Consider the following 15,034-nt stretch of genomic DNA (forward strand, 5'->3'; position numbering starts at 1 on the left):
CCATGCTTATACCCCTTAGTTTAAAGTTAGGTGCTTCTGAGAAATTAATGGCCAAATCAGAGATAAGACAGTTCTTAAAAGAAATCCGCACTAAATTTCCTGACGTTGTGCCTCTCATGGAAAAACATGAAAAATGGGCACCCACATTCCTAATGGAAGAGTTCGCAAATTTGACAACCATTTTGTTTAACCAAAGGTAATTTAGAAGAAGCATTAGAACAGTTGCAGTACATGAGCGAAAAACTGGATACTGCAACCAAAGTAGAATTCGAATACATAGATGTATATTATACAGAGCACTTATTCTGGAAAGGTACAAAAGAAGGTATTGAGCGTGGCTGGCCTCTCGTGCCAGACAATCTCAAAAAATTATACTTGGGCTTTCATGGTAAAGCCCCTAGGGTAGTGGTTTAAATATGCACGTACCTAATAACCCAATCAACACACTCACTTCGTTCGCTAGGATGCATACACATGGGCAGCGTCGCTTCGATCCAAATTATAGCCCATGTGTTTGCGCCCCTAAGCAGGGTGTTATGAGGTGCTCTAGATAGTATGCAGAATATAAATCCATGGCTTTGGTCAGCTTTTGTTTTGTCTCTTTCAGGAACCTTTTTTAGATGGGTGTTTGGTAATACGTTTGTGAGCTTTTTTCTTGCCGTATTGCTAGCTTTAGCGATAGTGCCTTTAGTTAAAAAAATTCAGAGAAAGAATTAACAAAACACCCATTTTAAACTTTACATCTTTCGAAGCCTAGATTCTAATTGGCTAAATAAAGTACGTGTCATTATAACTTGCTTTTTGGGTACAAATTGATTGCCTTAAAGTATAAAGCTATATAACTTATTAAAGTGAATACATTTTATTGACGTAAATTAATTAGCAGGAAAGCCAAATGAACAATAAAATACTCAAATCATCTACAGCTACGTATCAAGGTGGTGTTGCAAAAGCCGATGGTAAATTTTATGTAACGCAAGGTGAGGTACGTTTTGAGCCATACAATGAAAGTGCTGGTTTAGGGCCTTATACTTTTACACGAAGCGCAATCGTAAAAATTGAAAAGTCAGCAGGGAGAGGTGCAGGCATTTTACCACTAACAAGCGATGCAATAACAATCACTTTAGATAAAGAAGATACTTATGACTTTATTTTAGCAAACCCCGATGAATGGATTCGTCTACTCAAGCATTAAACAATCTCTAGAGCTGGCATTTAGGCATAATTATTTTAAGTGTGTGCTAAGTTAAACGGCATCAATAGTTTCCAGTTTTAACTATTAAAAAACTACAACAAAAGGATTTGAATGATGGTTAAAATATCTATGCTCACTATTTCTACTAGCAGCTTTATTGTATCTTTTATGGGTTTTGCTAACACCGCTGTGTCACCGCAAACGGATGAGCAGTGGCGAACAGTAATAGAAAATGATATTCAAGCTGCTTACAACATTACAGCACAAAATCACCCAGGTATGTTTGATGCTAACAACCCCACGTTCCCTGACTTATTAAAAAAAGCAAAAGCAGAAGCACTTACATTGTCGGCTCAAGCGAGTGGGCCGCAGGTTCATGCAGCGGCAATTTCTCGTTTTAGCACTATTTTACAAGATGGCCACGCGGGGGCGTTTTCAAGCGTAGATAGACCCGCGCGCCGCTGGCCGGGCTTTAGAACTGTGTGGCGAGGTGATGCGCTAAAAGTGTATTACAGTGAAAACAAAAGTATTAGCAAAGGCGACGTTGTAAGCCAATGTGATGGGCAAAGCACCGACACCTTAATACGTGAGAGAGTGTTTAAGTTTTATGGGCAAGTTGCACAACCTGGCCATTGGTGGCAGCAAGGTTGGCGGTTACTCATTGACGAGGGCAACCCATTTTTAACTCCTTTAAAAGAATGCGAATTTGTTAAAGCCAATGGCGATACCTATACACACGTATTAAATTGGTCTGTAAGGCCTAAGTCAGTCAGTAAGCATTTAGAAAATGCCTACAACGGTGATGAACTCCCTATTGATTTAACTTGGCCTGAAAAAAACATTGCGTGGATTGCTATGCCTAGCTTTTCATCAACCGAAAAGCAAACTGCTGCCTACAATAAAGTGTTTGAAAAAATACAACAGCAGCGTAGTAAGTTACTTACTGCAAAAGCCGTGGTGTTAGATTTGCGCCATAACCAAGGTGGCTCATCTTATTGGAGCTCACAAATAGCCAAAGAACTATGGGGCAAAAAAATAGTAGAACAAAAAGTAAATAATACTTCTCAAAACACGCAAGTGTGGTGGAGAGCATCAAAGGATAATACCGACCATGTAGTGTCTTTATTAGAGGTTGTAAAAAATCAGCCTGAATTATTGAAAATATTTAAAATCACAGCTGCGGGTATGGCTTTATCACTTAAAAGTGGTGATCCATTTTATGTAGAGCAAGAAACCAATACGCCAAACAACATACCTCAAAAGCCTTTAACTAGTGACTTTAAAACCAAGGTGTTTGTTATTGTTCCGCCGCAGTGCGCCAGTGCTTGTTTAGATGCGCTTGATAAGTTTAAGCTTTTTGAAAATACCACGTTATTCGGTGCGCCAAGTAGTGCTGATTCTATGTACATGGAGGTACGTTTAGCTGATTTACCTTCAGGGTTGGGGAAAGTGATTGTACCTAACAAAGTATACGTAAACAGAGCGCGTGGGGCTGGGGATTTTTATAAGCCCGATGTGGCATATAACGGCATTGATTGGACAACTGATGTATTGCTTGAGAAAATAAAAACGTTATAAAAAAGCCGCTTGTTGTAACAAGCGGCTTAACTATTCTAACTAGGGAATAGTTTAAAACGTGTAACGGGCACCAATTGAGTAGCGTGGACCGTACTGATTAGCAAATAAAAATTGCTCTTCGTAACGGCCGTAGCCTTCTTCGGTGGCATTGTTTAAGTTTATGCCATCAAAAAATACCGTTACGTTTTCGTTTACATCGTAGTTAACGCTCATATCCCATTGGCCGTAGGCTTTAGCATATTGCGGTGGCGCATCGGCTGAGCCTTGTGCTTGGCCTACACCAATTAAGTACGAGTCGCGCCATGCGTAAGTAATTTTGATTGATAGGCCGTCTTTTTCGTAAAAACCTTGAAAGTTAGCAGAGTCACTTAAACCTGTAAGCGGCGCTTGTTGGTCTAGGCTTTCGCTATCAAATTCTACATCGCCATCTACAAACGTGGCGTTAACACCTACACCAAAACCAGTTTCGCCAATTAAGTGCTGAACAGCCACTTCAAAACCATCTACCGATTTGCTGTCGGTGTTTTGTGGTTGGCTTATGTTCCATACCATAAGTGGGTCATCGCTATTTGGCTCAATGACGCCATTCGCATTGCCATAACCATTGCTAATCATTTGCGCAAAAATAGCATCGGTGGTTGCTTGCTCGCCGCGCGATTCAATATCGCTAACTGCTTGTAAGTAACGCGGGCCGTTTAAAATGTCGTATAGGCCTTCAATCGTGGTTTGCGTAATGGTGGTTTGAATAAAGTTATCTACGTCTTTTTTAAAGTAACCAACAGAGGCATAGCTGCCTTCTGCGTAGTAATACTCTAATGATAAGTCGAGATTGGTTGATTCAAACGGCAATAAATTTGTATTACCTTGGCTACCCGTGCGCGAGCCAGGTTTTGGGCTGCCTGTTAAGCTACGGCCACCGGCTAAATCACCCAGTGGTGCACGCGACATAGTTTTACCCCATGAAACACGGGCTACAACGTCTTCGGTTAAATCAACACTTACATCGATTGACGGTAATAATATGTCGTAATCGCCTTGCTGCTCTAAGAAGTTATCATCGCCGCCGGCTGCATATTGCATTATCCACTCTGAGGCGCTGATCCAGTTTACTTGTTCTTCAACACGCTGGCGTACTGTGCTGGTTACATCTGTTTGCTCGTAGCGCAGGCCTGCGTTTACTTTTACGTAGTAATCGCTTACATCAAACTCCCAGCTTGATTGAATATAAAAGCTGTTTGTAATTTCTTCTACGTAGCTTTCGCTATCAATACCATCCATGTAAGCATTGGCGGCGTATGCATCGCCACCGGTTACATCAGAAGTTAGGTAAGCCATTTGGCGAGCCACTGCTTCGTCAAAATCGTAGGTGTAGTAGTAACCTGGTTGTAAGTTGCTGCCGCCACCATCAAATTGATCTAAAAGGCCCGACGTATCGTGGCGAGTAAACATGCTGTCTGGGAATATTTCTGTGTAAGATGGGTTAAAACCAGGGCCACCTACTAAACCACTCCATGCAGTGTAACCACCGGTGTTTTGCTCAGTGCGCGATGCACCAAATTTTACTTTAACTAGGCCAATATCATAGTTTTCATTGTACCAAGTGGTATGTAATTGTAATTGCTCAATGTTTGATTCACCCGGCGAGTGCGTAAATTGGCTAAAGTTAGAGTCAATTTCGCCTGGCGTTAATTCGCTTGTGCCGTTTAACCAGTTAACTTGAGCACTTGGGATTTCGCCTGTGCGGTAATCGTAAATTTTATTTGCTAGCTGATCAGAGCCTAAAATCACTTGGCCGGTACTGCCTAGCCCGTCATCGGCGCCGTTATCGGTTTCATTTTTAGAGTCATGGTAATCAAGCTCAACGTGCCACGTGTCGTTAATTTCCCACTCTAGGTTTAAACCAATAGAGCGTGCTTTTACTTCTGTGGTGCCTTTATTGGCTGTAAACGAGGCATCGTTACCGCTAATATCGGCATAAACAGCGGTGCCGTTTTCATCAAGCTCGTAGCCATTAATATTGCTACCAAAGTCGTTCCAAATACCCCAACCAATACTTTCAGAGCCCGTAACCGCTTTACTTGCTGTGTAATCTAAGGTGGCTACAAAGCCATCAACCGGTTCAAATTGAAAAGTAACTTGGCCGTTAGTACGTTCACGCTCTACATCTTCAATAGAGTAGTTCATGTCTTTAGGGAAGTAGTAGTTACCTGATGGGTCAGTACGGTTATCAACAACGTTACTGCTATCTAATTCAGGTAAATCAACATTGGCTTGCCAACCTTGAATATTGGCGCGTTGTTTTTGAAAGTCGCGTTCTTGGTGCGAAAACGAAAAACCAAAACCAAATCTGTCATCTGCAAATGTGTTGCTATAAACAGCAGAAAGCTCTGGGGTTACATCATCACCGGCTTCGTTTGATGAGTCGTGATTTGCTTTAACCGTGGCTGAAAAATTTTGACCAGGCTTTTGAAAAGGGCGCGCAGTAGAAATGTTTACCGTAGCACCTAAACCACCGCTTGGTACATCGGCGCGCGCTGTTTTAAATACTTCTAGCGCACTTACGCCCTCTGAGGCAATGTTTTCAAGGTTGTACGAACGCGTATAACCTGTGCCAGGCATTTGGCGGCCGTTTAGCGTAATTAAGTTAAACTCTGGGCCAAAACCACGTACGGTAATTTGGCTACCTTCACCGTTTGCACGGCTCACCGATACACCGGTAATGCGTTGTAATGACTCTGCTAAATTGGTATCTGGAAATTTCCCCATTTCTTCTGCTGAAATGGCATCTACTACGCCCGATGAATCACGTTTCATATCCATAGAACGAATAAGTGAACCACGAATACCTTTTACTTCAATAACTTCTACATCAGGAGATGCTGCAGTGTCTGCTTCGGCAGCAATGGCCGTATTTAACGTGCTTGCAGCAATGATAAGAGACACAGAAGCCGCAAGTTGGCTCTTTTTAAAATTGAATGTGTTCATAATAGCTCTGCTTTATAAAATAATGTTGTGTAGCGATAGGCGCCATGCGCCTATTGTAGTGTGTTTTTATGGATTCGCGATAATCACGTTATCTATGCGGTATAGTGCGCCGTTGCCCATATCCCACGTAGGAAATACCATGAGCACGTTTATAGCGCTAATATCTAAGCCCGCATCAAATAGTTGCCCAATAGGGAAGGTGTATGTTTGCCATTCGCCTGTAACAGGTGTTTGCCCTTCATTGCTTTGCGTTAATGCCAGCTCTACTGCGCTTGAAGCGCCAATTGATTCAATTTTAAATAACCATTGTGCATCCACGTTTGAAGGTGCTGTTATTACTTTTAAATCAAACTGTACAACGCCATTTTCTAACAGGGCTGATGCATCAAACGATACGTCTTCATCGGCTAAAAAGCCCATTACAGTATGTGTTGCACCAATGCTAAACTGAGCCACTGCGCCGTGCTGATCATCGTCGGTTTCTGTTGTAGGTGTTGAACCACCACAGCAATCCCATATGCTCCACTGATCGGCGACTGTATCTATAAATACGTTTATCTCACCAGAGGCAACGGGCGCTGCATTAGGGTTGTAAATTTTAACGTTATCTACACGGTAAACCGCGCCTTCACCTGCGCCCCATGCCGGAAAAATCATAAGTACATCAATTGCACTTACATCAAGGCCTGCACCAGCGAGATCTGATAACTTAAATGTATAAGTTTGCCACTCGCCAGTCACTGGCGCTACACCTTCAACACTTTGCGTTAGTTCAAGTTCTGCAAATGAAGTTGCACCATTTGCCTCTACTTTAAATAACCACGCAGTTGACGGGTCGCTAGGGGTAGATGTTACTTTTAAGTCAAACTGTATAACGCCTTCATCTAAAATGCTGCTTGCATCAAATGACTCACCTGCACCACCTACTTCAACACGGCTGTTAAAGCCCATTACTGTAGGCTCTGCACCAATACTAAATTCAGCGGTTACACCGTGCGCTTCATCATCTACCACTTCGATAGGCGTTGAGCCACCACAGCAATCCCACATTGGCCATGCTAGGTTTTGCTCATCTTCAAAAATAGTCAGCTCTGGTGATGCGCCTAGGTTGTCTTGTGTAATTTCAACGTCGTCAATTAAAAAGGTTGCGCCTTCGCCCGTGCCCCACTCAGGAAATACCATAAGTACGTCAATTGCGCTGATATCTAAATCTAAGTCAGCAAGGTCAGAAAGTAAAAACGTATAGGTTTGCCACTGACCTACTACAGGTGCTTGGCCTTCAACGCTACTTGTAAGCGGCATATCAGCATCGGTTGAGGCTTCTGTGCTTTCAAGTTTTACAAACCAAGGTGTGTCTGGCACGCTTGGTGCGCTGGTTACTTTCATTTTAAAGCGTACGTAGCCTTCTTCTAGCATAGGTGATGCATCAAAAGGCGTGGCAGCGCCGTTTTCATCAGTAATAAACGCATCGCGGCTAATAAAACCAACCACTGTAGGCTCGCTGCCTATTGTAAATTCAACAACGTCGCCTTGCTCTTCATCACTTACAATTGCAGGTGTAGAGCCACCACAACAATCCCATGCTGGCCAGTTAGGGTTAAAGCTGTCGCCAAAAATAGTTAACGGTGTAGCAATACCTGTAGATGGCGGGCTAGGAATAGGCGCTTCGCCCTCTAGCAGGGCATCGTCTAGGCTATCGTAACCTGGGCGAATAGTTTCACACCCTTTGCCGGTATCTGGGTTTGATGCACATTGATAAACACGTACGTAGTCAATTGCAAATGTTTGGCCGTTTTCAAATGCGCTGGCATCTACGCCTAACTCATTTACGTTTTCAGGCCAGTCGCCGCCTACTGCTAAATTTAACAGTAAGTGAAAGTCTTTATCGTAAGGAGCGCTATCCCAATGAGTTTCTAGCTCGCCAGAACCTTGTTCAAAATACTCTGCAAACCAACCGCGATGTTTCAAACCTGCGGCTTCGCCTTTGGAATTATATAATACTTCTGATTGGCGCTGTGTGGCATATAGGTAGCCATCAACGTACCAGCGTATTTCACCTTCTTGCCACTCTACTGCGTAAGTATGAAAGTCATCTGCTGGGTTGCTATCTTCAGGAAATTTGTACTCTTGGCCTGTGTAGCTGTTATCTGGCCAAGCGCGGCCGTAATGCAATGTGCCATGAATGCTTGATTCAACACCGCCATCTTCGTCAGCGGTTTTTAGGTTTACTGATTCTAAAACATCAATTTCGCCTGAGCGTGGCCATGTACCGTATTCTTCATCGGTTGGTAGCATCCAAAACGCAGGCCAGCTGCCTTGCCCCGAAGGGAGCTTTGCGCGCACTTCAAAGCGGCCATAAGTAAAATCAGCATTGTAACGGGTATTTAAACGCGCAGAAGTGTAGGGCTTTTCAGCGCCTTCTGTCGCGGGTAGGGCAACAATGTTCAACACACCGTCTTGTATAAAGGCGTTTTCTTCGTTATCGGTGTAACATTGTTTTTCGTTGTTACCACCGCCATCGCAGTTTAATTCAAAGTTCCACTTATTAGTATCAATGGCTGAGTCTTCAAACTCGTCGCTCCATACTAGTTGCCAATCTGAAACTGGCTCAGAAGCGTCGATATTTTCAAAATTAGATGTTGTGGCTGAGTCGCCACCACAGCCAGCTAAAGACGCTAACGAAATAGCAGCCAGTAAGCGAGCAATGTGTGTTTTTTCAATGTTCATAGCTGAACCCCGGTTTCACAGATTGTTGTCAGAATGTGTGTTTAAACTTATTAAAAAGAACCATATTTATTTTTGTAAGCGCTTACATTTACCATGTGTTTTTGTAAGCGCTTACAAATAATATTGCGCACTACGTAAATGGTCAACATATTTGTGTGTTTTATTTACATTTAGTTTACGGTAAGACCAGTTTACCAATTGGGATTATTAACTAAATCGCTAATAAATTTAACAGCTTACATTATTTGTAATGTTGCATTTTTAATACATCTATTAATATTTTACTTAATTGGTAAATATTTAAGATACCTGTAGCAATTACGTTTAGCGCTAATTGCGATGATTTACCTGCATTAGGCTAACTATATGGCGTGTAATTTTGCTTTTTTACAAAAAACGAAAGTTAAAAATAAAGTGAAAGTGGTATAGCATTCAATAGGTTAGTAAACCCTTTAAAGCGCTTAGCTTGTAAAGGTTAAATTATAGGGAGTAAGGCTTTGGCGGGATTTAATAAGGTAAATGTGTAAATTTAAATACGCATTTACCTCTTAATTTATTGTTTATTTTAATAGTATTTTAGCCACTTGAAACGGCAGCTTATTTACGTTTAAACGGCATAATTAGCAAGCCCCACAGCGAGGCGTTTTGCTGCGGGTTAGGGTATTCTTTTAAGCCTATATCTATGTCGTTATCGGCTTTTTGCGCTTCATTTTTGTAACTACCAAACAGTTTATCCCACCAAATAACGCTAAATCCATAATTTGAATTGGTTTCGCTCACGCGCTGGCTATGATGAATACGGTGCAGTATTTGGGTCATTAATATGAGCCGAAGTGGTTTTTCTATTGCATTGGGTAAACGTATATTGGCGTGGTTAAACAGCGCTAATCCATTAAGTGCTATTTCAAATATTAATACAGCAATAGCAGGTACTCCTAAAGCGGTAACGGCAATCAATTTTATAACTATACTGAGCACAATTTCGATAGGGTGAAAACGCAAACCTGTGCTGGTATCTACATGGGCATCGGCGTGGTGCACACGGTGCAAGCGCCACAAAATAGGCACTTGATGAAAAAGCCGGTGCTGCCAATAAATAAGTATATCAAGCAGTAATATGCTTAAAATAATAGCAACACTACTTGGTGTAGCTATTTGATTAAATAAACCGATACCGTGCTCTTGGTTATAAAGCGCTACGGCAGTTAAGCCTATTGGCACACTTAAGCGAGCAATTAATGATGAAGCAAACACCAGTCCAAAATTGGCCAACCACCGGGTGGTACTTTTTATCGGCGATTTACGGGCAGGCATACGCAATTCTAGCAGCATCATAATAACCAAAATGCTAAAAAAGAACCCTAATCGCCACCAAATTTCATTACTCATTGGTTTGTTTAACCTCATCAGCTTCTTGGCGTTTAAGCGTGTTATACCCACCATGTATACGTGTAAAAATAGTAATAGCGCACGCAGTGGCAAAAATACTCGCCATTAGGGCAAAGTGCTGCGGCCAAATACAAAAGGCAATAAACAGCGCGATGGTTTCTGTGCCTTCGGTTAAACCATTTAAATAGTAAAAGCTTTTGTATTTAAACTGGGGTTTTTCGAGCTTAAATTTTTCGGCGGCTATGGCAAAGGCTAAAAAGCTTGAGCCAGTGCCTATAAAGGTGGCCAGTAATATGCTACCTGCAATGGCGTTTTGCTCGGGGTTTGCCAAAATAAAGCCAAGCGGAATTGCCGCATAAAATAAAAAGTCGAGGGTAATATCTAAAAAGCCGCCAGCGCTTGAACTTAAATTTGCATGGCGTGCTAATGCACCATCTAGCCCATCTAAAATACGATTTAAAGCAATAGCCGTTAACGCTGCGTACCACATTTCATACGCAATTAATGGCACAGCTAATAGGCCTATTAAAAAGCCAGCCACAGTAAGTTGGTCGGGCGTTATACCGCGTTTGTGCATTAACGCTACAACAGGGGTTAACAGTGGCTTTATTACTGGGGTGATGTATTTGTCTAACATGCTTGGTGCCTTGTACTTTTTGTGCGTTTATTTGGCTAAATTTAAGGTGATCAGTTTGCCATTTGCGGCCTCTGCATCGCTATGATCGTGGGTTACCATAATAGCGGGCAATTTATGCTCGCGTATTTGGCTAAATACTAGCTCGCGCGTATCTACTCTTAATTGGGTGTCGAGCTTGCTAAAGGGCTCATCAAGTAAAATGGCTTTTGGCTCGCTCAATAGCATACGCAATAAAGCAACGCGGGCTTGTTGCCCACCAGAGAGGTTGTCGGGGTGGCGATTAGCCATGCCTTTTAATCCAATTTGTTCAAGGGCGTGCTCTATTTTTTCAAGGCGCTGTTTTTTATTGCCTTTAGGCATAGCAAAGGCAATGTTACCGCTTACCGATAAATGCGAAAATAATAACGCATCTTGATAAAGCACGCCTATGTGGCGTAAATGTGCGGGTAAGTTATTAATATTTTCGCCGTTAAGCCACACTTCGCCATTTGCGCTAAAACTACTGGGTAATGTGCAGGTAAGCCAATTTAATAAACTTGATTTACCACTGCCTGATGGCCCCATAACAGTGAGTATTTCGCCGCCTTTTACCTGCTCGTTTAAGCTAAGTAATTGCTGGTTTTGACGATAAAGCTCACAATTTTTAATCTCTAAAGATGACTGCATTAAAAACCTTTTAATTTATGGGTTAGCGATGGGCGCTTTTAAAAAAGTACTTAGGTAACACCCACGCCAGTATAAAGCCAATGAGTGGCAATGCCATTTGCATAATGGCATACACCGCACTGGTGCGCCTACTTGCGCCATTAGCAAGGGTAACCGCTTCGGTTGTGATGGTTGCTATGCGCCCGCCACCGGCTAAAAGCGTGGGGAGGTATTGGCCAAAGCTAATGGCTAAACCAAGTGCCGCCGCAATTAAAATAGGAGCAAACAACTGGGGTAGTTTTACCTGTAAAAACACTTTGCAGGGCGTTGCGCCAAGGCTTGCTGCTACATGAGCAAAGCGAGGGTCTAAGCGCCTATAACTGCTCGAAAGTGATAAAAACACATACGGTAGTACAAACAATAAATGGGTAAATACCACATTAAAAAACGCGGCCTGGTTATTTACTAGTTGTTGTAGCCACACTAGGCCAAATAAAAACGCAATACTTGGTACAAGCAGCGGTAAATAAATAATTAAGCTGGTAAAGCGCGACATGGGTTTGGCACTTAATTGCTCTGATTCTAAGCACAAAAGCGTAATAATAATGGCAAATAACGTAGTAACTAGCCCTATAGCAAGGGTATTAAAAAGCGGGCTTTGCATTTGCATTAGCGCACTTTTAAAGTGAAGTAGCGTGAGCTGTTCGGGCAGTGCCGCCGGAAAACGCCAAAATCCCGCAACCGACCACATAATTAAGCCAATTAACGAGAGCAAAATAAAGCCAATTACAAATACTGTTAATATGGTTGTTATTTTTTGCCAATAAACGCCGCCATATTCTCGCTCACCATTGGTGAGTAAATCACTAAATAATGCTTTTATCGCTTTTTCGCCGCCAAGCCAAAGTGCTAGCAAACCGCCAGTAAGTACAAGCTGCAATAACGCCCCCGCAGAGGCTTTAATACGCAGATTTAAATCTACATCGTTAAACCAGTGCATAATAGCGACAGCCAATGTAGGTGGTGTATTTGGCCCCAAAATAAGTGGCATTTCTACACTTGCACTGGCATAAGCCAATACTGCGAGAATAGGTAGGCGTAATAATGGGTAAAGGCTTGGTAATATTACTTTAAAAAAAGCCGTCATAGGGCAGTAGCCCAAGTTAAGCGCTACTTTATGTTGCTGGCGCAGCTTTTTGCCGAGCTCAGGTTGGGCAAGCACACCTAGCGCCATTAACAGTAAAAAAGGCAACTCTTTAAGGGTTAAGCCTAGAATTATACTAATACCAAACACGTCATGCGGAAACATGCCGTTAGGCGCAAGTTCCCACCCACTAAACCAAGGCGATACTAAGCGCGAGAACATTCCCGAAGGCGCAATTAAAAAACCAACCGCTATAGCCGCTGCCGCGTGAGGAATTACCAGTATCGGGCTCAATAAACGCTGAATACGGTTAAGCCACGGGCTATTAAAAAATGCCGCTAAAATCATTAATGTAATGGTAAAGGCTAGTAAGGTACTTATTAATCCGCTGCCAACACTAAGAATAACCATGCGTGTTAGGCCGGGTGTTTGCATGAGCATAGTAAAGCCATGTAGGCCAAGTGTTGTATGCTCAAGTACCGGCGCATAACCAAAAGCGGGCAATAGCACGCTAATTAAGCCGCCTATTACAGGTAAAATAAGCAATGCCAGTAAAAAGCGTGGACTTAATGTAACTAATTTACTAAACATATCGGCGCTTTTATGTGGTTTAAGCGTTGAGCTTGCTGCTAACTTATTTGAAACAACACTCATTGGCTTACTCCAAAACGCGCTTGCCACCCTTGCAAAATAGCATTTACCCAGCTTGGGTGAGGCTCACTTAGCGTGCGTTTAATACTATTTAAAGGCAGGGCACTTGGATGCGGTTGCGTTGTTTTAAATAAGGCTTGTTGCTGTGGTGCTAACGTTGATTGAATAAGTACGCTTTTATCGCCCCATATAGACGCTTTTTGTTTTTGAGCTTGCGCCTCTGGACTTAATAAAAAATTAGCCACTAACTGCGCACTTTGCTGGTGGCTTGCATTATAAGGTATGGCTACAAAGTGGGTGTTACTTAAACTGCCATCTTGCATGGCATAACTGCGAATGCTTTTTGGTAAATCATAGCGTTTAACGGCGGCGGGTACTTCGGGTGCTGAAAACGTAAACGCTATGCTTAGCTCTGTGTCGCCGACTAAACGGCGCATTTGTGCGCCACTTTGCATAAAGTGTATCCCGCCGCGCCAAAGTGTTGGGTGCAGTTTATTTAAAAAGTCCCATAATGGGTTTAATACTTGGGCTGTGTTTTGTGCAGTAGCTGGCTGATTTAACTGTGCTTTAAGTGTTTCATCACTTTGTTGATGTAGCATAACAAGCGCGTATTTTAAAAAGCTCATGCCTAAAAAGTCAGGCGGCTTTGGGTAGCTAAAGCGCCCTGGGTTTTGTGCGCTCCAGCTAAGTAATTGGTTTAGGGTTGTTGGTAGTGTGTTATTTGCAGTGCCGTCAATTGCTAAACTGTCGTAGTAAAAGGTGAGCGATGCTTGGCCCCAAGGAGCTTCCATCCCGTTGGTGGGTATTCCAAAATCAAAATTAACAGCGGGGTTATTGCTAGGGTCGGTGTAGCTAAAATTAGGCAGCTTATTAGCCCATTGTTTTAGTAATAATGAGTGCTCGCTCATGGTGGCAAAGTTAGCACCGTTTATCCAAATTAAATCTACGCTGCCTTTATCGTTATTGTTTGCTGATTTTTCGGCAAGTACCCGGCTAACGGCTTCGCTGGTATCACTGAGTTTTACATGGACTAAGTTAATGTTATATTTTGCTTTTACTTGCTGCGCAGCCCATTGAATATACGCATTTATTTGCGCATCGCCGCCCCACGCATAAAAATATACGCTTTGGTTTTTACCTAAGCTTTCTATTTGTTGCCAACGGCTTTGTAGTTGTGTACTTGCTAGGCTTTTAAAGCTAATAACAAGGCAAATGCAAAACGCGACAGAGCAAAAGCTGTATCGCGATAATGTTTGCCAACATTTATTGGCGAGCATTTAAATCCCAGTTGTAGTCTAAAAACTTAACTTTCATGTCGTTATTTTTAAGCGCTTTTTGCTGAGCGGGTACCAGTTTTAGTGCTTTAGGGTATTGCAAAAAAAACTGCTGCAATGTGTTGGCGCCTTTAAAACCTTGTTCAAAATCATCGCCGTACCACTTAAATATTGAAGATACACTTAGCGTGTTACCTTGCGCTATATTGCGGGTTGTATCTGATAAAAAACGCACCGTTTGCGCTTGCAATTGGCTTTCTAAATCAGTGGCTGTGTAGGCTTCTTCACGTAGGGCTGGGCAGCCAATACTTGCGCAATTTACAGCAAAATGAATACGTGGGTCGTTGTATTTACCACTGCCACGTATTAAACCATGCTCTATATCATCAAGGCTGCGCGTTTTACCAAGTAATGGCACAAACTCTTTGCTCCAGGGTGAGCTAAAAAAGCTGCCTAAATCTTTAATTGATTTAAGGTTTGGGTATTTTGTTAATATTAGCTCAACAGTAAAGGCGTTATATGCGTTGATTAAAAACGCTAGCTGCTTTGGTTTTTCCCATGTATCAAACTCATTTTGCGTAACAGCCGATAGCGAATCTAAATAGGTTTTAAGTTCACTGTGCTTAGCTTTAATTGCTGCATAATCAACCTCTGTGCTGTGGCCATTATTAATAGCTACAACATGGTTGTTTAATAATGCGTTCCAGCTCTCGTGCATTTTTTGAGCTTGGGCCGAAAATGACGTTGCAAACGATGTTGCAAGTAAAGCAGACCCTAACAGTAGCGCTTTTAAAGGTGTTTTAAACATA

10 protein-coding genes and 1 pseudogene are annotated in these 15,034 nt (G+C 42.3%); 3 read left to right on the top strand and 8 right to left on the bottom strand.

Annotated features, from left to right (window positions below; genetic code table 11):
* The first annotated feature begins 47 nt into the window (after window positions 1-47).
* The 3 genes and pseudogenes from AN390_RS13630 (at window position 48) to AN390_RS13640 (ending at window position 2,773) form a co-directional block, all read left to right on the top strand.
* A pseudogene (locus tag AN390_RS13630) lies at window positions 48-414 on the top strand (hypothetical protein).
* A 481-nt stretch (window positions 415-895) separates the two neighbouring features.
* Window positions 896-1,195, top strand: coding sequence for a hypothetical protein (locus tag AN390_RS13635; protein WP_055255063.1), 300 nt, complete (start codon window positions 896-898; stop codon window positions 1,193-1,195).
* Window positions 1,196-1,363: 168 nt separating this feature from the next.
* Window positions 1,364-2,773 (top strand): S41 family peptidase, encoded by a 1,410-nt coding sequence (locus AN390_RS13640; RefSeq protein WP_236695105.1) that lies wholly within the window; start codon window positions 1,364-1,366, stop codon window positions 2,771-2,773.
* Between the two features lie 51 nt (window positions 2,774-2,824).
* Here the strand turns inward: AN390_RS13640 and AN390_RS13645 are convergent, their stop codons facing one another.
* The 8 genes from AN390_RS13645 to AN390_RS13680 all read right to left on the bottom strand — a co-directional run bounded on the left by AN390_RS13645 (window position 2,825) and on the right by AN390_RS13680 (window position 15,033).
* Window positions 2,825-5,758, bottom strand: a complete 2,934-nt coding sequence (locus tag AN390_RS13645; protein ID WP_055255065.1) for a TonB-dependent receptor — start codon at window positions 5,756-5,758, stop codon at window positions 2,825-2,827.
* A 66-nt stretch (window positions 5,759-5,824) separates the two neighbouring features.
* Window positions 5,825-8,485, bottom strand: a complete 2,661-nt coding sequence (locus tag AN390_RS13650; protein WP_055255067.1) for a glycoside hydrolase family 16 protein — start codon at window positions 8,483-8,485, stop codon at window positions 5,825-5,827.
* Window positions 8,486-9,082: 597 nt separating this feature from the next.
* Window positions 9,083-9,874 carry a sterol desaturase family protein gene (locus tag AN390_RS13655; RefSeq protein ID WP_055255069.1) on the bottom strand — a complete coding sequence of 264 codons (792 nt, stop codon included), beginning with the start codon at window positions 9,872-9,874 and terminating at the stop codon, window positions 9,083-9,085.
* The gene (locus AN390_RS13660; RefSeq protein ID WP_054981733.1) at window positions 9,867-10,511 is read right to left on the bottom strand and encodes a CDP-alcohol phosphatidyltransferase family protein; all 645 of its coding nucleotides are present in this window, start codon (window positions 10,509-10,511) and stop codon (window positions 9,867-9,869) included. Before AN390_RS13660 ends, AN390_RS13655 begins: the two co-directional genes overlap by 8 nt.
* A gap of 27 nt (window positions 10,512-10,538) precedes the next feature.
* Window positions 10,539-11,177: an ATP-binding cassette domain-containing protein gene (locus AN390_RS13665; protein ID WP_055255071.1), complete on the bottom strand. Its 639-nt coding sequence runs from the start codon at window positions 11,175-11,177 to the stop codon at window positions 10,539-10,541.
* Window positions 11,178-11,199: 22 nt separating this feature from the next.
* On the bottom strand, window positions 11,200-12,954 hold the full coding sequence (locus tag AN390_RS13670) for an ABC transporter permease (protein WP_055255072.1): 1,755 nt from the start codon (window positions 12,952-12,954) through the stop codon (window positions 11,200-11,202).
* Entirely contained in the window at window positions 12,951-14,228 is a 1,278-nt protein-coding gene (locus AN390_RS13675; RefSeq protein WP_055255074.1) for an ABC transporter substrate-binding protein, read from the bottom strand. Before AN390_RS13675 ends, AN390_RS13670 begins: the two co-directional genes overlap by 4 nt.
* On the bottom strand, window positions 14,215-15,033 hold the full coding sequence (locus AN390_RS13680; protein WP_055255077.1) for a DUF547 domain-containing protein: 819 nt from the start codon (window positions 15,031-15,033) through the stop codon (window positions 14,215-14,217). Before AN390_RS13680 ends, AN390_RS13675 begins: the two co-directional genes overlap by 14 nt.
* Window position 15,034 lies beyond the last annotated feature (1 nt).

Source organism: Pseudoalteromonas sp. P1-11 (assembly GCF_001399995.1).
Classification (GTDB): domain Bacteria; phylum Pseudomonadota; class Gammaproteobacteria; order Enterobacterales; family Alteromonadaceae; genus Pseudoalteromonas; species Pseudoalteromonas atlantica.